This window comes from Pseudoduganella chitinolytica, from assembly GCF_029028125.1.
Lineage (GTDB): Bacteria > Pseudomonadota > Gammaproteobacteria > Burkholderiales > Burkholderiaceae_D > Rugamonas > Rugamonas chitinolytica.
This window is the reverse complement of sequence record NZ_CP119083.1, coordinates 5,926,718-5,943,521: the sequence shown is the minus strand read 5'-3', so window position 1 is coordinate 5,943,521 and position 16,804 is coordinate 5,926,718. Positions and strand designations below refer to the sequence as shown.

Below are 16,804 nucleotides of genomic sequence, written 5' to 3'. Positions count from 1 at the left end.
CAACAGTTATCTTAAATGCATATCCGAAAAGGATTGGCACGTTTGGGTGGCATAGTCTTATGACGCTGGTTCATCAATCCGGCCGCCCTCCACCGCGGGTCTCATGGGGCAGGCACCGGGAAGCGCACCCGCGACCGGCACTTCGATGCCGGTCCTTCGTGCCGGATGAACCGCCAACGACCCGCCCGTGCAAACCCCGGCCCGATGCGGTACCCTGCGCCCTGACCATTTCCCCGGGATCCGATGAAACACCTGTTGAACATCATTGGCTGTATTGCCGTCGTGCTGGCTGTCTTCGGCGTGTTCCTGCCGCTGCTGCCGACGACCCCGTTCCTGCTGCTGGCCTCCGCCTGCTTCGTGCGCGGCTCGCCGCGGCTGCACAACTGGCTGCGCACGAACCGCGTGTTCGGCGCCTACCTGCGCGACTACGAGGACGGCCGTGGCATCCCGCTGCGCGCCAAGGTCGTCGTGCTGGTGCTGATGTGGGGTTCGCTGGGCTGGTCGATGACGCGGGTGCCGGGCCTCGCGCTGGTGCTGCTGCTGGCGGCGATCGGCACGGGCGTGACGGTCTACCTGGTGCGGTACGTGCCGACGATGCGACCGAAGCGCGGGTAGCTCCGTCGGCGTAGAATGCCGTTCTTGCAACTACGGATGTTCCCCATGCGATTTCCCTTCCTGCGCCGGTTCGTTCTGACGGCCGCTTTCCTCGTCGTCGGCGGCGCCAGCGCCGCTCCCCTCTCCTGCAAGGCCGAACTGGGCGAAGCCCGCGCCGCGCAGCTGGTCAAGCAGTGCAGCTATGTGTCGCCCGCCACGCACCCGCCCTGCAGTGCATCCAACAGCTGCCAGCTGATCGAGGGAGAAGTTTTACGCAGCTGTACGCTGCTGGCAGAGAAGGCCCCGGCATTTTGCGACACGCCGGCCCGCAGCGGCACATTCGAGGGCTACCTGGTCTCCGGTGGCGGCATCGACAACATGGGCCTGCGCATCCGCCGCGACGACGGCAAGCGCATCTGGGCGTGGTGCGGCGCCTGCGGCGACTGGTTCCGCGACACCGGCGAAGACGAGATGCAGGACCTGAAGGCGGCCTATCTGGGCAAGCGCGTACGCGTCACGGTCAAGGTACAGCACAATGGCGGCGGGCTGGCCGGTCCGGGCGAGGACGACATGGAGCCCTTTATCCAGTCCGTGCAGTTCATCAAGTAAGGCAAGCCCACGGTGCCTGGCACCAGCGCCACTGGCGTCGCCAGCGTCGCTTACTCGGCCTTCTCGTAGCGCCCGCGCCACCCTTCCGGGTTCGTCACGCGCAGCTTGCCGCCATCTTCCTGCAACGTCATCGTCGTGAACGCCTGCGGCATCAGGGCCAGCGGGTCCGTGACGGTGAAGCCGGCCAGGCGCTGGCCGGCGCGCGCGGGCGGCACCGCCAGCCACTGCCATGCCGCGTCGCTGCCTTCCATGCGCAGGCCGACGCGGGCCCACTGCTCGCCCGCCGGCATCTGCACGATGGCGTCGCCGTTCGGCCGGCTCACGGCCGTGGCGCGCTTGCCGGCCGCGCTCTCGAACTGCACTTCGACGCCGGCCAGCGGCCCCTGGTGGGGGAAGCCGACGATGGCGATCCAGCTGCCCGGTTCCGCCGGCTTGGTGCGGCCATAGTCGTCCTCGCTGAAATTGCGGAACGTGGGCGCCTGCGCCGGCTGCGCGCTGGTCAGCGTGATGTCCTTGCCCGTCACGGCCCACGTGCCGGTCGCCATCTGGTCGTCGGCACCGTAGCTCAGCGACCACTGGAAGCTGCCGTCCGGCTTGAGCAGCAGTTCCGAGCCCACCGCCGTCATGCCGTGCAGGTAGTAATGCCCCGGCAGCGTGCTGCTGGCGGCCGTGGCGGCGACGGGGGCCTTGGCGGCCGGGGCGCACAGCGCGGGGGCGGAAAAGATCAGGGCCAGCAGGGTGGCGGCGGAGGCGAGGATCGTGGACATGGTCGTCGGGTCGGTTGGCAATGTGCGCTATATCGAGGCACTTCGCGCAATTGCAATCCTATCAATAACCGACGGGCACATTCGCACGGCAGACGGCGGCCTGATGGTTGGCTGCCGGAGTACCACGACCGCATCGAGCGCCCGTTTCCGGGACTTTCCCGCGCTCACGCGATTCGCATGCTGGCTACTTTGCCACGCGGATTTCATCGGCCATGAATGCGTATTGCCGTGCGTTGATCGCTTTGATAGCCGGCAGCGTCGCAGCGATGCGCTGGATCAGCCGACATTCTTCCTGGCCGTTCCTGGGCTTGCTGCCGAGGACGCGCATCAGCTCCTGTACCAAAGGCCGCTTTTCGCGCTCAAAAGCCATGAACCTCGGTGAACCAAGGACTTGCAACCAGATCTTCCCACGCTTCTCGTCGCCCCATGATTGCGCTTTTGCACGCGCCTCATAAACGCGGTCCACTTCCGCCTGGTGCCGCTTTTCGTCGCCGCGCATCTCGACCAAGGCGGCTTCGATCTGGCGCTCGACGCCCTTGGCGCCATCGGTCGAACCACAAACCGGATCCTTCGGCTGCGATCGCGGCGGGGATAGCGGCGCAACCGGGCGATTCTCGCATTGCTCGCGAAACTGCGCAGCACGCAGCTTGCTCTCGCTTGCCATCGCCTCGATCGATCGCCCCATTTGCTCATGTCGCTCGACCAGCTTGTTGCTCGCGTCAATCTTTGCGTTGAGCGCTTCCATTGCCGCGCTGTCGCGCCGATCGACTACCGCCTGTTCTTTTTCGATCACCGCATTCAATGCGTTGAACTCGGCCTCCAACGCCTTGATCTCGTCCACCTTGCCGTTGTAGACCTGCGCGCTCTGGTTGAACTCCGTCAATTGCGCCTGGCATTGCGCCTTTCCAGCGGCCGTAAGGGGCTCCTTGGGCGCTGCGCCGGCGACGGCGTGCGCAGGTTGCGCCAGCATCAGCGAGATCGCGCACATCGCCGACAATCCGGACCGTGTCACTGTTCTCCGCATTGTCCCCTGAGTACGCAGCATGGACGCGTCGTGTGGCGAGGTTTTTTTCGAGCAAGGGGAAGAATTCATGGTAGACGGCTTGTGTCGCGAAATATCGAAGGGGGGCTGGTGTAGCCGGACGCAGCCGGTCGCACCAGTTCATTGTACGTTCTTGTTGCCACTTTGCAAGCCTGGGGAGCGTCGGCCCCTACCGCCTTGTGGCAGACTTCATCACATGCCGGATTCGTTCTGTGGCCGAATTCTTTCCTCTTCCATTTCCTCACAATCCGTGGAGCCAACATGATCCCGCACATTCGCCCCGCCGCGATCGCTGTCGCCTTGCTGCTGGCCGCTCCCAGCGCCAGCGCCACCGCCACCGTCACCTACGTCCAGCCGGACAAGATGACGGACGTGCCCCGTTACCCGTCCGACCGGGAACAGATGGAAATCACGTTCCGCGAGCATCTGGACAAATTGTCCGCCCGGCTGCCGGCCGGCCAGCAACTGGTCGTCGAATTCCTCGACATCGACCTGGCCGGCGACGTGTTCCCCCGCGTGCCCGTGCAGGACATCCGCGTGCTGAAGGGCCGTGCCGACTGGCCGCGCATGCACCTGCGCTACCGCATCGAACAGGACGGCAACGTGCTGCGCAGCGGCGAACGGCAGCTGGCCGACCCGAACTACCTGATGACGACCAGCCGCTACGACCGCGAGCTGTATGCGCACGAGAAGGACATGCTGGACGAGTGGTTCCGCAAGGACGTCCTCGGCACCCGCTGACCCGCCGGCGCGGCACTCGTCCGCGCCACCTGCCGCTGTTCCGCAGCTCGAAACGAAGCCCCGTTGTTCCTTGCTTTTCTGATGTCACGGCGCCACACCGGCGCTGAGTTCGCCTGCGCATCCCTGTAGTTGTTGACAGGTACCTCTCATCAAAAATACAGTTTCATTAACGGCCACGTAGTTTCGTCTTACGAAACCTCAGCCGTGGCGCGCGCCATGCAGCGCTGGCCCGCGCTCCACATAAAACAAACAGGAGACAACAGGATGAAGAAGACCATCGCGGCCCTGGCCGTGCTGCAAGCGCTGTCCCTCGATGCCGCCGCGCAGTCCGGCGTCACGCTGTACGGCATCGTCGATGCCGGCGTCACCCACGTGTCCAGCGGCGGCCCGGTGGGCGGGCGCACATCCGTCGAGGCGGGGCAGATGCAGGTGTCGCGCTGGGGCGTGCGCGGCGTCGAGGACCTGGGCAACGGCCTGAAGGCGCGCTTCGGCCTGGAGAGCACGCTGCTCAACGATACGGGCGTGGCCGGCGTGGCGACGGGCACGCCATCGAACACGAGCCTGTTCGACCGCGAGGCCACCGTCGGCATCGCCGGTCCGTTCGGCTCCCTCGACATGGGCCGGCAGAACATCCTGGGCGTGCAGTCCGTCGGCCTGGCCGATCCGATGGGCCTGGCGTTCGCCGCCACCAGCCCGAACGTACTGTTCGCCGCGATGAACCACGCGGGCGTGTACGGACCGTACGGCGCCAACAACGGCGGCACCGCGCTGCGGCAGAACAACTCGGTGCGCTACGTGTCGCCGATCTGGCGCGGCGCCGGCTTCGCGCTGATGCACGGCTTCGGCGAGCAGGCCGGCGATGCCGAGAAAAGCACCTACCAGGGCGCTTCCGCCTTCTACAACAACGGCCCGTTCGCCGTCGCCGGCGCCTATGCGCGCCTGAAGAACGTGACGAACACGGACCGGCTGGCGTCGCACGCGTACGGCATCAAGTACACCACCGGCGTGGCCGTGCTGAAGGGGACGTGGGCGCAGAACCGGCTGGAAAGCACGAGCCGCAAGATCACCATCGTCGGCGTTGGCGTCGACGTGCCCGTCAGCCCGGCCCTGACGTTGACGGGCGCGTTCTACAACACGCGGCGCTCGGGCGACCTGCGCGACGACTCGCAGCAGTACATCGCCATTGCCCGCTACGCCCTCAGCAAGCGCAGCACGGCGTATGCCTCACTGGGCCGCGCCACCACCGATACCGTCGTCACCGCCACGCAGATCAACCTGGCGCAAGGCTTCGTCCCGGTCGGCAGCGATTCGGCCAACCGCTTCACGGTCGGCCTGATGCACCTGTTCTAATCAGCGCGCAGCCGTCGCTTGCGCTTCCTGCAAGGTGCGCCACAGCACCTTGCCGGTCGCGGACTTCGGCAGCGCGGCGCAGAACTCGACCACGCGCGGGCTCTTGTAGGCCGCCATGTTGGCGTGGGCCCAGTCGACGATGTCCTGCTCGCTGACCGTGCCCGCGAAGCCGTCCTTCAACGCCACCACGGCCTTGACGGTTTCGCCGCGGCGCTCGTCGCTGCCGGCCACCACGCACACCTCGCGGATGGCGGGATGGCGGTACATCAGCGCTTCCACCTCGGCCGGCCAGACTTTGTAGCCTGCGGCGTTGATCATGCGCTTCAGGCGATCCACCATGAAGAAATAGCCGTCCTCGTCGATCCGGCCCAGGTCGCCCGTGCGCAGGAAGCGCTTGCCGTCGATCTGCAGGAACACGGCGGCGCTGGCCTCCGGATTGTTCCAGTAGCCCTGCATCACCTGCGGCCCGTGCACGACGATTTCGCCCACCTCGTTCGGCGCCAGCTCCGCCAGCGTGACCGGGTCGATGACGCGCGCATCGACGCCGAAGATGGGAATGCCCAGGCACTGCTTTTTCGGCCGGTCGGGCGGGTTGATGTGGGTGGGCGCGATCGTCTCCGACATGCCGTACCCCTCGACGTAGTCGATGGCCAGCAGGTCGTGCATCTTCTGCGCGATCGCATCGGGCATCGCCGCGCCGCCCCCGCTCATGCGCCGCACCGACGACAGGTCGTATTCGGCCAGCCGGGGACTCGACAGCAGGTCCACCACCATCGTCGAGATCAGCTGGGTTGCATTGACGCGGTAGCGGCGGATGCACTCGGCCGCCGTGTCGCGGTCCCAGCGCGCCAGCAGCACCATCGTGCCGCCGACGAAAATGAGGCCGTTCATGCCGCCCTGCATACCGGTCACGTGGAACAGCGGCAGCGCCGACAGCGCCACCGCATCCTGCTGCGTGCCGAACCACTGCATGCCGGCGATCGCCGTCACCAGCGCGCTGCGGTGCGTGTGCATGCAGCCTTTCGGATAGCCGGTGGTGCCGGACGTGTAGGGCATCACGCACAGGTCGTCCGGACCGGTCGCCACCGGCGCCGGTGCGCCGCTGGCCGGCATGTCACGCCAGGCGGCGACGCCAGGTCCCACGATAGCGCGATACGGCGCGGCCACGAATTCGGGCAGCTTCAGGTCGGTCGGCTGGCGCAGGTAGTCGGCATAGCAGACCGCGATCGCGTGGCGCAGGCCCTGCCCCATCAACGGCTCCACGTGCGCATACAGGTCCTGCGGCACGAAGATCGTGCGCGCACCCGTGTCCTCGACGTAGTGGCGAAGTTCGTCCGTCAGGTTCATCGGGTTGACGGGGACGACCACCGCGCCGGCGCGCAGGATGGCGTAGTACGCCAGCACGAACTGGGGGCTGTTCTGCAGGTACAAGAGCACCCGGTCGCCCGGCGCCACGCCGCACTCGCGCTGCAGGTAGGCGGCGATACGCCCCGTCTCGGCCCAGCACTCGGCATACGTGACGGGCGTGTCGTAGAAGATCATGCAGGGCTTGTCGGGATAGCGCACGGCCGACACTTCCAGGTTGTAGCACAGGGTCGTGGCCGGCACCGTCAGGTGGCGCGGCAGGCCTTTCGGCCAGACGGCGAAATGACGCTCGTTCATGCTGTGGTCTCCGTGATTTTTATGTGATGAGGGATTACTGCGCGGCGCGCCAGCGCGCCAGTTCCAGCTTGGCGATCGCATTGCGGTGGACCTCGTCGGGGCCATCCGCCAGGCGCAAGGTGCGGGCGCTGGCATAGGCATGCGCCAGCACCGTATCCTGGCTGACGCCGGCCGCGCCATGCGCCTGGATGGCCCAGTCGATGACGCGGCACGCCATATTGGGCGCGATCACCTTGATCATCGCGATCTCGCCGGCGGCACCTTTGTTGCCGACGGTGTCCATGCGGTGCGCGGCGTTGAACACCATCAGGCGCGCCTGGTCGATCAGCATGCGCGACTCGGCGATGCGCTCGCGCCACACGCCCTGCTCCGCCAGCGGCCGGCCGAAGGCGTTGCGCGCCAGCGTGCGCCGGCACATCAGCTCCAGCGCCATCTCGGCCTTGCCGATCAGGCGCATGCAGTGGTGGATGCGGCCCGGGCCCAGCCGGCCCTGGGCGATCTCGAAACCGCGCCCTTCCCCCAGCAGCATATGGTCGAGCGGCACGCGCACGTTCTGGAACGTGACCTCGGCATGGCCGTGCGGCGCGTCGTCATAGCCGAACACGCCCATGTCGCGCACGATCGTCACGCCGGGCGTATCCACCGGCACGACGATCATCGACTGGCGGCGGTGCCGCTCGGGATGGTCCGGCGCCGATTTGCCCATGAAGATCATGACCTTGCAGCGGGGATCGGAAGCGCCCGAGATATACCATTTGCGGCCATTCAGCACGTAGTAGTCGCCGTCGCGCACGACGCTGGCCGTGATGTTGGTGGCGTCCGACGACGCCACGTCCGGCTCCGTCATCGCGAAGGCGGAGCGGATCTCTCCGGCCAGCAGGGGCGCCAGCCAGCGCTCCTGGATCGCCGGCGACGCGTAACGCACCAGCGTCTCCATATTGCCCGTATCGGGCGCGGAGCAGTTGAAGACTTCCGCCGCGATGGGCACTCGGCCCATCAGCTCGCACAGCGGCGCGTACTCCAGGTTCGTCAGCCCGGCCCCGTGGCTGGACGCGGGCAGGAACAGGTTCCACAGGCCGGCCGCCCGGGCCTTCGCCTTCAGCCGTTCGATCGTGGCGGGCACGATGAAGGCATTGCCGGCGCGCCGCGCCGCGTCCACCTGGGCGTCATAGTCCGGCACGGCCGGCTCGATCTCGTCGTCGATGAACGTCTTGACGCGCGCCTGCAGTGCCAGCGCGTACTCGGAAAACTGGAAAGTCATGCAGCCTCCATGAGGGATTGAAATCATGCACCGATGCGCTGCGCCATGCGCCACGCCTGTTCCGCCAGTGGGCGCGCGCGGCGGCCCGTCGCCACTGCATCGGCGCTGGCGGCGTTGCCCTGCGCCGCACGCCGGGCGATCCCCTGCAGGATGCCCACCAGCCGGAACATGTTGAAGACGATATGGAATTCCCACTCCTCGGGCGGCACCGCGGCGCGGCCCGTGCGGCGGCAGTAGGCCGCCAGGTAGTCGGCTTCGAGCGGGATGCCGAGATCGGCCAGCGGCTGCCCCGCCAGGCCGCGCGCCACAGGCGGCGCCGTGCGCCAGGCCATGCAGTGATAGGCGAAATCGGACAGCGGATGGCCCAACGTCGACAGCTCCCAGTCCAGTACCGCGAGGATGCGGGGCTCGGTCGGATGGAACACGACGTTGTCGATGCGGAAGTCGCCGTGCACGATGCGGGTTGCGTCGCCGGCCGGGATGTGGCGCGGCAGCCAGTCGATCAGCCGGTCGGCCGCCTCGATGGGTTCCGTCTCGGCGGCGCGGTACTGGCGCGTCCAGCGCGCCACCTGCCGTTCCACGTAGTTGCCGCTGCGGCCGAAATCGGCCAGTCCCAGCGCCGCGTAGTCGACGCTGTGCAGCGCCGCGATCACCCGATTCAGTTCGTCGAACATGGCGGCCCGCTCGGCGGGCGCCATGCCGGGCAGCGTGGGATCGCGCAGGATGCGCCCGTCCACGTGCGCCATCAGGTAGAACGGCGTGCCGAATACTTCCGGATCCTCGCACAGCGCGTAGGCGCGCGGCACCGGCACATCGGAGTTGGCCAGCGCCGCGATGACGCGGTATTCCCGCTCGATGGCGTGGGCCGACGGCAGCAGTTCGCCCGGCGGTTTCGCCCGCAACACCCAGCGCTGCGAACCGGAGGCGACGAGATAGGTCGGGTTCGACTGGCCGCCGGCCAGCCGCGTTACCTGGGGCGCGGCGGCGCAGCCGTCCACGTGCGCGCGCAGGTAAGCGTGCAGGCGATGGGTGTCGGGAAGGGAAGTCGGATGCGTGTCGCTGGTCATGGGCCGCCTGTCGATGATCGCGTTATACCGCTGTGCGAAACTATGTTTTATTTGCAAACCAGTGTAGCAGTGAGAAAAAGTAATGTAAACTCAACTGCGACGCGCCTTTGCGTCCAGGTTTTACCAGGCAAAACTCAGGGAGAGGCATGACGGAACACGAACCAGTACCCGCGGGCTTCGAACGCCTGCAACGCGGCGGACCCTACATGGCAGGATTGGGGGAGTTGTATCTGCGGCAGGACGGCGACAACGTCATCATCGCCATGCGCGTGGCCGAGCGCCACACGAACATGCGCGGGATCGCGCACGGGGGCATGCTGGCCAGCCTGGCCGATACGGCACTGGGCATCGGCCTGACGATGGCGTGCGCCGGCCGGCAATCGTTCGTGACGGTCAGCCTGACCACCGACTATCTCGACGCGGCTCGTCCCGGCGACTGGGCCGAGGCGCACGTGCGGATCGACCGGATCGGCCGCCGCGTGGCCTTTGCCGGCTGCCGCCTGCACGTGGGCGACAAGGTACTGCTGCGCGCCAGCGGCGTGTTCGCGGTGATGCCGCCCCTGCATGCGGAGCAGCTCACCTCGGGTTACTGACGCTGGCGCGGCGCCGTCACGATTCGAGGCGGCGCGCGATCTCGATCAGGCGCGGACGCACCTCGTCCAGCAGGAACTCCTTCGACACGCTGGACGACGGCCCGCCGCAGTTCATCGACATCAGCTGGCTGCCGCCGATCGGCATGAAGCCCACGGCGATGCCGTTGACGTCCTTCTGCCAGTCGCCGAACGACGTGGCGCAGCCGTATTCGCGGTAGTCGGCCAGCCCCCGCTCCAGGCCCACGCGCAGCGCGCCGTGCGCCATCTCGTCCAGCTCCTGCGAGCGCGCCAGGATATCCTTGCGCTCCTGCTCGGAAGCGCGCGCCAGGTAGGCGCGGCCGATCGCGGATGCCGCCAGCGGCAGGCGCGAACCCACCTGCAGCGCCAGCGCCAGCGCGGCCGTGCTGCGGCACACCTCGACATAGATCATCGACAGCCGGTCGCGCATCGCGATCGACACGGTGGTGCCGGAAAACTCGGCCAGCTCCTGCATCATGGGCCGCGCCAGCTGGCGGATGTCGAGCCGCGCCAGCATCGCGCTGCCCAGGCCCAGGGTGGCCGTGCCCAGCATGTAGCGGCCATTGTTTTCCTGCGCCAGGTAGCCCAGCTTCGTCAGCGTGTAGGTAAATCGCGTCACCGTCGATTTCGGCAGGCCGCAACGCTCCGCGATCTGCTGGTTGGTCAGGCTCTTGTCGGCCCGGCGGAAGCAGGCCAGCACTTCCAGCCCGCGCGCCAGCGCCGTGATGTAGTAACGGTCCTCGTTGTTACGGGACCCTTCCTGGGTGTCGGCCAGATCCTGGGCCGGGTCTTGCGTGGGATCGTCGGCCAGGTGCTGGCCGCCCTTGGCCGGATTCAGTTCGCCATCCTGCATGGTTACTCCATATGGTTTGTCTCTGCCAGTGTCGACGGGAACGCAGTGTGGCACACTGCCCTGACGCCATCGGTCAAATTGCCCCGACCGTTGCGCGCGCCCCGCCTCATCTTCCCCTGCCCGCAAAAATCGTTGCCGGGCTTACAAAATTGACGTATTCTTTTTTCATTCCATTTTACATGTGATCGTTTTGCACAGCAAAACTATTTCACCGGCACGAACGGAGGAGTTCCACAGCATGCCAGAAGACCAGATCCATCAAGGCGCCGCCGCGCCAGCCGTCGTCCGCGACCGGCTCTTCATCGACAACCGCTGGGTCGCGCCACACGGCGCCGCCACCATCGACGTCATCGCCCCCGCCAGCGAAACCGTCATCGGCCGCATCCCCGCCGGCGACGCCGCCGACGCCGATGCCGCCGTGCGGGCCGCCCGAGCGGCATTCGACAGCTGGAGCGCCACGTCTCCCGCCGACCGCGCCGGCTACCTGGCCCGCATCGCCGACGGCCTGCGCGAGCGCAGCGACGAGCTGGCGCGCCTGATCGCCAGCGAAGTCGGCATGCCGCTCAAGCTGGCCGCGGCCATCCAGGTCGGTTCGCCGATCGCCATCTTCGCCGACTACGCCAGGCTGGCCGGGGAGTTCGAGTGGGAGCGCCAGGTCGGCCATTCCCGCGTGCTGCGCGAGGCCGTCGGTGTCGTTGCCTGCATCACGCCGTGGAATTATCCGCTGCACCAGATCGCCGCCAAAGTGGGCGCCGCGCTGGCCGCCGGCTGCACCGTCGTGCTGAAGCCCTCCGAAGTCGCGCCGCTGAACGCGTTCGTGCTGGCCGAAGTCATCGAGGCGGCCGGCCTGCCGGCGGGGGTATTCAACCTCGTCAGCGGCCTGGGTCCTGCCGCCGGCGAAGCGCTGGTGCGCCATGCGGACGTGGAGATGGTGTCGTTTACCGGCTCCACCGCCGCCGGGCGCCGCATCGGCGAAGTGGCGGCGGCCACCGTCAAGCGCGTCGCGCTGGAACTGGGTGGCAAGTCCGCCTCCGTGATCCTGCCCGATGCCGACCTGCCCGCAGCCGTCAAAGGCACGCTGAGCGCGTGCTTCCTCAACAGCGGCCAGACCTGCTCGGCCCACACGCGCATGCTGGTGCCGGAAGCGCTGTACGACGAGGCCGCGCGCCTGGCCGTGCAGGGCGCCGCCGCGTTCACGGTGGGCGACCCGCTGCAGCAGGGTGTCAAGCTGGGCCCCCTCGCCTCCCCCGCCCAGCGCGACCGCGTGCGCGCCTACATCCGCCGCGGCATCGACGAAGGCGCCGAGCTGCTGTGCGGCGGGCCGGACGCCCCGGCCGGGCTGGAACAAGGCTGCTACGTGCAGCCCACCGTGTTCGGCCGCGTCGACCCCGCCAGCACCATCGCGCAGGAGGAGATCTTCGGGCCGGTGCTGTCGATCGTCACGTACCGCGACGAGGACGACGCGGTACGCATCGCCAACGGCACTCCGTATGGCCTGGGCGGCGCCGTCTGGGCCGGCAGCGACGAGCGCGCGATCGCACTGGCGCGCCGCCTGCGCACGGGCCAGGTCGACATCAACGGCGGCGGCTTCAATGGCCGCGCCCCGTTCGGCGGCTATAAACAGTCCGGCAACGGGCGCGAACTGGGCACCTATGGCCTGGATGAATTCCTCGAATACAAATCGCTGCAATGCAAACCGAACCGGGAGACGGCATGAGTGAAACGAAATACCAGCGCGCCAGGGCGGTGCTGTGCCGCACGACGGGCGAGCCGGTCGTGGTGGAGGACATCGACGTCGAATATCCCCGCCGCGGCGAAGTGATGATCAAGCTGGCCGCCTGCGGCATCTGCCACAGCGACCTGTCGGCCACCAACGGCACCATCCCGATGCCGGCGCCGCTGGTGCTGGGACACGAAGGCGCGGGCGTCGTCTACGCGGTGGGCGAAGGCGTGACGGAATACGCCGTGGGCGACCATGTCCTGAGTTCGTTCGTCAGCATGTGCGGCAAGTGCCGCTATTGCCAGACCGGCCGGCCGCAGTTGTGCGACCAGGCCGCCAAGGCGGCGATCTCGCTGCCCGACGGCAGCGTGCGCACGCGCGACCTGCAGGGCCAGCCGATCAACGTCTTCTCCGGCTGCGGCGTGATGGCCGAATACGCCACGCTGCACGTCGATAACGTCGTCAAGATCGGTGCGGACGTGCAGCTCGACCACGCGTGCCTGGTCGGCTGCGGCGTCATGACGGGCGTGGGCGCGGCCGTCAACACGGCGAAGGTGGAACCGGGTTCGGTCGCCGTGGTGTTCGGCTGCGGCGGCGTGGGCCTGAACGCCATCCAGGGCTGCCGCATCGCCGGCGCCGCGATGATCGTGGCCGTGGACATGGCCGATACCAAGCTGGAGATGGCGCGCGAGTTCGGTGCCACGCACACGATCAACAGCGCCACGCCGGACCTGGTGAAGGCCATCCGCAAGCTGACCGGCGGCGGCGCCGACTATGCGTTCGAATGCGTCGGCAAGGGCGAGATCGTGGCGCAGGCGTACGGCGTGCTGGGCAAGGGCGGCAAGGCGGTGGTGGTCGGCGTGGCCGCGCCGAAGGACATGACGACGATCCGCACCGGCAGCCTGACGTTCGAGGAGAAGACCCTCACCGGCAGCTACTTCGGTTCGGCGCGGCCGCGCCAGGACTTCCCGCGCCTGCTGGCGCTGTACCGCGAGAAGCGCCTGAAGCTGGGCGAACTGATCACGCGGCGCTACCGCATCGACGAGGCGCCGCAGGCGTTTGCCGACCTGGCCGAAGGCCGCAATGCCCGGGGAGTGATCATGTTCGACTGACGTCGCGGCCGCATCGGCATCCAAAAACGCACACCCTACTATAACAACGGAGACAGATTTTGGAGCTTTTTCTGCAGCAGGTCCTGAACGGCCTGACGCTGGGGGCGTATACAGCCTCGTGGCGCTCGGCCTGACGCTGGTGTACGGCATCCTGCACGTACCCAATTTCGCACACGGCGCCTTCTACATGGCGGGCGCCTACTCGGCCTTCTTCCTCATCAACCGGCTAGGGCTGAACTACTGGTGGGGCATGCTTGGCGCCGCCGTCACGGTGGCGCTGATCTCGGTCCTGTCCGAACGGCTGGTGTTCCACCCGCTGCGCAAAGCGCCCTACCTGCACCACATGATCGCCTCCATCGGCATCCTGCTGTTCCTGGAAGCGGGCGCGCAGGCCCTGTGGGGCGCGGACTTCCACCGCATGGAGACGCCGTACACGCAATTGCTGACGTTCGGCTCCCTGACCCTGCCGGCGCAGCGCGTGCTGATCATCGGCGCCGCCTTCCTGCTGGTCGTGCTGCTGCAGCTGTTCCTGACCAGGACGATCACCGGTGCCACCATCGTGGCGATGGCGCAGAACCGCGAAGGCGCGGCCCTCGTCGGCATCGATGCGACGCGCGTGGCGATGCTGACGTTCGCCATCGCCGGCGCGCTGGCCGGCATGGCCGCCGTGCTGTACGCGCCCATCAACCTGGTCTACACGTCGATGGGCCACCTCGTCATCACGAAGGCGTTCGTCATCATCGTGCTGGGCGGGATGGGCAGCGTGCCCGGCGCGATCGTCGGCGGCCTGATCATCGGCTTTGCCGAAGCGTTCGGCGCGTTCTACATCTCGACCGACTACAAGGACATCATCGCGTTCGCGCTGCTGGTGCTGATCCTGTCGGTCCGGCCGCAAGGCCTGTTCGCCCGGGGAGCCCACTGACATGAAGATGCTGACTCCGACTGTCGGCTGGCTGGCGCTGCTGGCGCTGGGCCTGGCCTTCCCCTTCATGGCCGGCAACGACTACCACCTGACCGTGATGTCGACCGCCTACGTGTACGCGATCGCCACCGTGGGGCTGAACCTGATCACCGGCTACACGGGCCAGTTCAACCTGGCGCACAGCGGCTTCATGGCCGTGGGCGCCTACACCGTCGGCATCCTGACGGTCGATCACGGCTTTCCGTTTTGGGCCGCGCTGCCGCTGGCCGGCGTCGTCGCGGGCCTGCTGGGCGTGTTCGTCGGCCTGGTCTCGCTGCGGCTGAAGACGCACTTCTTCTCGATCTTCACGCTGTGCGTGGGCTACATCATGTTCCTCCTGATCGAGAAGTGGGAAAGCCTGACGCACGGCACGGTCGGTATCGTCGGCATTCCCGCGCCCGAGTCGATCGCCGGGGTGGACTTCGCCGAGCCGCGCGCCATGTACTACCTGGTGCTGTGCTTCCTGGCCGCCAGCCTGTGGGCCATGCACCGCATCGTCCATTCGCTGCTGGGCCGCACGTTCATGGCGATCCGCAACAGCGACGACCTGGCGCAGGCACTGGGCATCGACCTGATGCGCAACAAGCTGCTGGCCTTCGTGCTGTCCGTGTTCTTTGCCGGCCTGGCCGGCGGCCTGTACGCGGGTTCCGTGCGCTTCCTCGGCCCCGGCATCGCCGGCGTCGAGCACACGTTCGACATGACGATGTACATGCTGGTCGGCGGCATCGGCACCCTGCTCGGCCCCCTGCTGGGCGCCCTCGGCGTGCCGTGGCTGACGCAGTACCTGCAGTTCCTGCAGGAGTACCGCTTCATCGTGTTCGGCCCGCTGCTGGTGCTGCTGGTGATCTTCCTGCCGCACGGGATCGTGGGCACGTGGCTGAACCGCCGGCGCAGGCAGGCCGCCCGCACCGCCCCGCCCCCGGCGGCCAAGGCCGCTCCTGTCCGGGAGGTGCGCCATGCTTGAGATTACCGCCCTGACCAAGCGCTTCGGCGGCCTCACAGCGGTCAACGACGTCAGCGCCAGCTTCGCACGCGGCACCATCAACGCCATCATCGGCCCGAACGGTGCCGGCAAGACGACGTTCTTCAACCTGATCAGCGGGGCGATCCGCCCCACGTCCGGCCGCATCCTGTTCGACGGCCGCGACGTCACGGGCCTGCGCGCCGACCAGGCCGCGCGCCTGGGCATGGCGCGCACGTTCCAGACCACGGCGCTGTTCGACACCGCGACGGTGCTGGACAACCTGATCGTCGGCCATCGCCTGCGCACCCGCTCCACGCTGGTGGACGTCATCCTCGGCACGAAGCGCCTGCGCGACGAGGAACGCATCTGCCGCGAGAAGGCGCGCGCCGCCCTGGACTTCGTCGGCCTCGCGCACATCGAAGCGCGCGTGGCCGGCGACATCTCGCAGGAGGAACGCAAGCGCGTGGCCTTCGCGCTGGCGCTGTCGACGGACCCCACGCTGCTGCTGCTGGACGAGCCGGCGGGCGGCGTCAATCCGGAGGAAACCGACGGCCTGGCGCGGCTGATCCGCAAGATGGCGCACAGCGGCCTGACCGTCTGCCTGATCGAGCACAAGATGGACATGATCATGAACCTGGCCGACCGCATCCTCGTGCTGAACTACGGCGAAAAGATCGCCGAGGGCACGCCGGCCGAGATCCGCGCCAATCCGGCCGTCATCGAAGCCTACCTGGGGAGCGAGCATGCTTAGACTGGACAAGGTATCGCTGTCGTACGGCAGCTTCCGCGCACTGCACGACGTCAGCATCCATGCCGACGAGGGAGAGCTGGTCGTGCTGCTGGGGTCCAATGGCGCCGGCAAGAGTTCGATCTTCCTGACGATGAGCGGACTGCAGCGCGCCGCCTCGGGCAGCATCCGCTTCGGCGCGCACGAGCTGGTGGGGCGCAAGCCGTCGCAGATCGTCGCGGACGGGCTGGTGCACTGCCCCGAGGGACGCAAGCTGTTCCCGGGGATGTCGGTGCTGAAGAACCTGACCCTGGGCGCCTACGTGCACCGGCGCGACAGCCGCGGCGTGGCACGCACGCTGGACGAGGTATTCGGCCTGTTCCCGATCCTGCACGAGAAGAAGGACGCGCCGGCGGGATCGCTGAGCGGCGGCCAGCAGCAGATGGTGGCGATCGGCCGCGCGCTGATGGGCCGGCCGAAGGCGCTGCTGCTGGACGAACCGTCCCTGGGCCTGGCCCCGCTGGTCGTCAAGCAGATGTTCGAGATCATCGCCCGCATCAACAAGGCCGGCACGACGGTGCTGCTGGCCGAGCAGAACGCGTACGCGGCGCTGAACATCGCCAGCCGCGCCTACGTTATAGAACAGGGCCGTATCGTGCTCGAGGGCGGGCGCGACGAGCTGCTGAACAACGCGCAGGTCCGCAAGGCCTATATCGGTGCCTGATTCCGGGGCTTGATTCCGGGGCTTGATACCGGAGCTTGA

Annotated in this window: 16 protein-coding genes and 1 pseudogene; 11 read left to right on the top strand and 6 right to left on the bottom strand. The window is 67.6% G+C overall.

Annotated features, from left to right (window positions below; translation table 11 throughout):
• Nucleotides 1–243: 243 nt before the first annotated feature.
• Both PX653_RS26495 and PX653_RS26490 read left to right on the top strand, forming a co-directional pair.
• Nucleotides 244–615, top strand: a complete 372-nt coding sequence (locus PX653_RS26495; protein WP_277415617.1) for a YbaN family protein — start codon at nt 244–246, stop codon at nt 613–615.
• A gap of 45 nt (nt 616–660) precedes the next feature.
• A complete protein-coding gene (locus PX653_RS26490) occupies nt 661–1,203 on the top strand; it encodes a hypothetical protein (protein WP_277415616.1) in 543 nt (180 codons plus the stop codon).
• 50 nt (nt 1,204–1,253) lie between these two features.
• On the opposite strand, the gene PX653_RS26485 is transcribed toward PX653_RS26490, so the two are convergent.
• On the bottom strand, nt 1,254–1,970 hold the full coding sequence (locus PX653_RS26485) for a hypothetical protein (RefSeq protein ID WP_277415615.1): 717 nt from the start codon (nt 1,968–1,970) through the stop codon (nt 1,254–1,256).
• Between the two features lie 184 nt (nt 1,971–2,154).
• Entirely contained in the window at nt 2,155–2,958 is an 804-nt protein-coding gene (locus tag PX653_RS26480; RefSeq protein ID WP_277415614.1) for a hypothetical protein, read from the bottom strand.
• Between the two features lie 315 nt (nt 2,959–3,273).
• On the opposite strand from PX653_RS26480, the gene PX653_RS26475 reads away from it, so the two are divergent.
• Complete coding sequence (locus PX653_RS26475; RefSeq protein WP_277415613.1) at nt 3,274–3,753, top strand: DUF3016 domain-containing protein; 480 nt, start codon at nt 3,274–3,276, stop codon at nt 3,751–3,753.
• 264 nt (nt 3,754–4,017) lie between these two features.
• The gene (locus tag PX653_RS26470; protein ID WP_277415612.1) at nt 4,018–5,103 is read left to right on the top strand and encodes a porin; all 1,086 of its coding nucleotides are present in this window, start codon (nt 4,018–4,020) and stop codon (nt 5,101–5,103) included.
• Here PX653_RS26470 and PX653_RS26465 read toward each other — a convergent pair whose 3' ends face one another.
• From PX653_RS26465 to PX653_RS26455, 3 genes are read right to left on the bottom strand one after another with little or no spacing between them, the layout of a single operon-like run.
• Nucleotides 5,104–6,765 (bottom strand): long-chain fatty acid--CoA ligase, encoded by a 1,662-nt coding sequence (locus tag PX653_RS26465; protein ID WP_277415611.1) that lies wholly within the window; start codon nt 6,763–6,765, stop codon nt 5,104–5,106.
• Between the two features lie 34 nt (nt 6,766–6,799).
• Complete coding sequence (locus tag PX653_RS26460; RefSeq protein ID WP_277415610.1) at nt 6,800–8,026, bottom strand: acyl-CoA dehydrogenase family protein; 1,227 nt, start codon at nt 8,024–8,026, stop codon at nt 6,800–6,802.
• A gap of 23 nt (nt 8,027–8,049) precedes the next feature.
• Nucleotides 8,050–9,093: a phosphotransferase gene (locus tag PX653_RS26455; RefSeq protein ID WP_277415609.1), complete on the bottom strand. Its 1,044-nt coding sequence runs from the start codon at nt 9,091–9,093 to the stop codon at nt 8,050–8,052.
• Nucleotides 9,094–9,239: 146 nt separating this feature from the next.
• Between PX653_RS26455 and PX653_RS26450 the strand changes: the two genes are divergently transcribed.
• Nucleotides 9,240–9,686 (top strand): PaaI family thioesterase, encoded by a 447-nt coding sequence (locus PX653_RS26450; RefSeq protein ID WP_277415608.1) that lies wholly within the window; start codon nt 9,240–9,242, stop codon nt 9,684–9,686.
• Between the two features lie 16 nt (nt 9,687–9,702).
• Here the strand turns inward: PX653_RS26450 and PX653_RS26445 are convergent, their stop codons facing one another.
• Complete coding sequence (locus PX653_RS26445) at nt 9,703–10,557, bottom strand: IclR family transcriptional regulator (protein WP_277415607.1); 855 nt, start codon at nt 10,555–10,557, stop codon at nt 9,703–9,705.
• A gap of 238 nt (nt 10,558–10,795) precedes the next feature.
• On the opposite strand from PX653_RS26445, the gene PX653_RS26440 reads away from it, so the two are divergent.
• From PX653_RS26440 to PX653_RS26415, 6 genes and pseudogenes are all read left to right on the top strand, one after another.
• Nucleotides 10,796–12,274 (top strand): aldehyde dehydrogenase family protein, encoded by a 1,479-nt coding sequence (locus PX653_RS26440; protein WP_277415606.1) that lies wholly within the window; start codon nt 10,796–10,798, stop codon nt 12,272–12,274.
• Nucleotides 12,271–13,389 (top strand): zinc-binding dehydrogenase, encoded by a 1,119-nt coding sequence (locus PX653_RS26435; RefSeq protein WP_277415605.1) that lies wholly within the window; start codon nt 12,271–12,273, stop codon nt 13,387–13,389. Before PX653_RS26440 ends, PX653_RS26435 begins: the two co-directional genes overlap by 4 nt.
• Before the next feature lie 59 nt (nt 13,390–13,448).
• Nucleotides 13,449–14,311, top strand: a pseudogene (locus PX653_RS26430) (branched-chain amino acid ABC transporter permease).
• A gap of 1 nt (nt 14,312) precedes the next feature.
• Nucleotides 14,313–15,314 carry a branched-chain amino acid ABC transporter permease gene (locus PX653_RS26425; RefSeq protein ID WP_277415604.1) on the top strand — a complete coding sequence of 334 codons (1,002 nt, stop codon included), beginning with the start codon at nt 14,313–14,315 and terminating at the stop codon, nt 15,312–15,314.
• A complete protein-coding gene (locus PX653_RS26420) occupies nt 15,307–16,065 on the top strand; it encodes an ABC transporter ATP-binding protein (RefSeq protein ID WP_277415603.1) in 759 nt (252 codons plus the stop codon). The genes PX653_RS26425 and PX653_RS26420 overlap by 8 nt, the downstream gene beginning before the upstream one ends.
• Nucleotides 16,058–16,765, top strand: coding sequence for an ABC transporter ATP-binding protein (locus PX653_RS26415; protein WP_277415602.1), 708 nt, complete (start codon nt 16,058–16,060; stop codon nt 16,763–16,765). The genes PX653_RS26420 and PX653_RS26415 overlap by 8 nt, the downstream gene beginning before the upstream one ends.
• Nucleotides 16,766–16,804: the final 39 nt, after the last annotated feature.

Bases quoted from the DNA above. Each gene is read 5' to 3' on its own strand.
- PX653_RS26495 (WP_277415617.1), top strand. From the start codon at position 244: ATGAAACACCTGTTGAACATCATTGGCTGTATTGCCGTCGTGCTGGCT.
- PX653_RS26490 (WP_277415616.1), top strand. From the start codon at position 661: ATGCGATTTCCCTTCCTGCGCCGGTTCGTTCTGACGGCCGCTTTCCTC.
- PX653_RS26485 (WP_277415615.1), bottom strand. From the start codon at position 1,970: ATGTCCACGATCCTCGCCTCCGCCGCCACCCTGCTGGCCCTGATCTTT.
- PX653_RS26480 (WP_277415614.1), bottom strand. From the start codon at position 2,958: ATGTGCGCGATCTCGCTGATGCTGGCGCAACCTGCGCACGCCGTCGCC.
- PX653_RS26475 (WP_277415613.1), top strand. From the start codon at position 3,274: ATGATCCCGCACATTCGCCCCGCCGCGATCGCTGTCGCCTTGCTGCTG.
- PX653_RS26470 (WP_277415612.1), top strand. From the start codon at position 4,018: ATGAAGAAGACCATCGCGGCCCTGGCCGTGCTGCAAGCGCTGTCCCTC.
- PX653_RS26465 (WP_277415611.1), bottom strand. From the start codon at position 6,765: ATGAACGAGCGTCATTTCGCCGTCTGGCCGAAAGGCCTGCCGCGCCAC.
- PX653_RS26460 (WP_277415610.1), bottom strand. From the start codon at position 8,026: ATGACTTTCCAGTTTTCCGAGTACGCGCTGGCACTGCAGGCGCGCGTC.
- PX653_RS26455 (WP_277415609.1), bottom strand. From the start codon at position 9,093: ATGACCAGCGACACGCATCCGACTTCCCTTCCCGACACCCATCGCCTG.
- PX653_RS26450 (WP_277415608.1), top strand. From the start codon at position 9,240: ATGACGGAACACGAACCAGTACCCGCGGGCTTCGAACGCCTGCAACGC.
- PX653_RS26445 (WP_277415607.1), bottom strand. From the start codon at position 10,557: ATGCAGGATGGCGAACTGAATCCGGCCAAGGGCGGCCAGCACCTGGCC.
- PX653_RS26440 (WP_277415606.1), top strand. From the start codon at position 10,796: ATGCCAGAAGACCAGATCCATCAAGGCGCCGCCGCGCCAGCCGTCGTC.
- PX653_RS26435 (WP_277415605.1), top strand. From the start codon at position 12,271: ATGAGTGAAACGAAATACCAGCGCGCCAGGGCGGTGCTGTGCCGCACG.
- PX653_RS26425 (WP_277415604.1), top strand. From the start codon at position 14,313: ATGAAGATGCTGACTCCGACTGTCGGCTGGCTGGCGCTGCTGGCGCTG.
- PX653_RS26420 (WP_277415603.1), top strand. From the start codon at position 15,307: ATGCTTGAGATTACCGCCCTGACCAAGCGCTTCGGCGGCCTCACAGCG.
- PX653_RS26415 (WP_277415602.1), top strand. From the start codon at position 16,058: ATGCTTAGACTGGACAAGGTATCGCTGTCGTACGGCAGCTTCCGCGCA.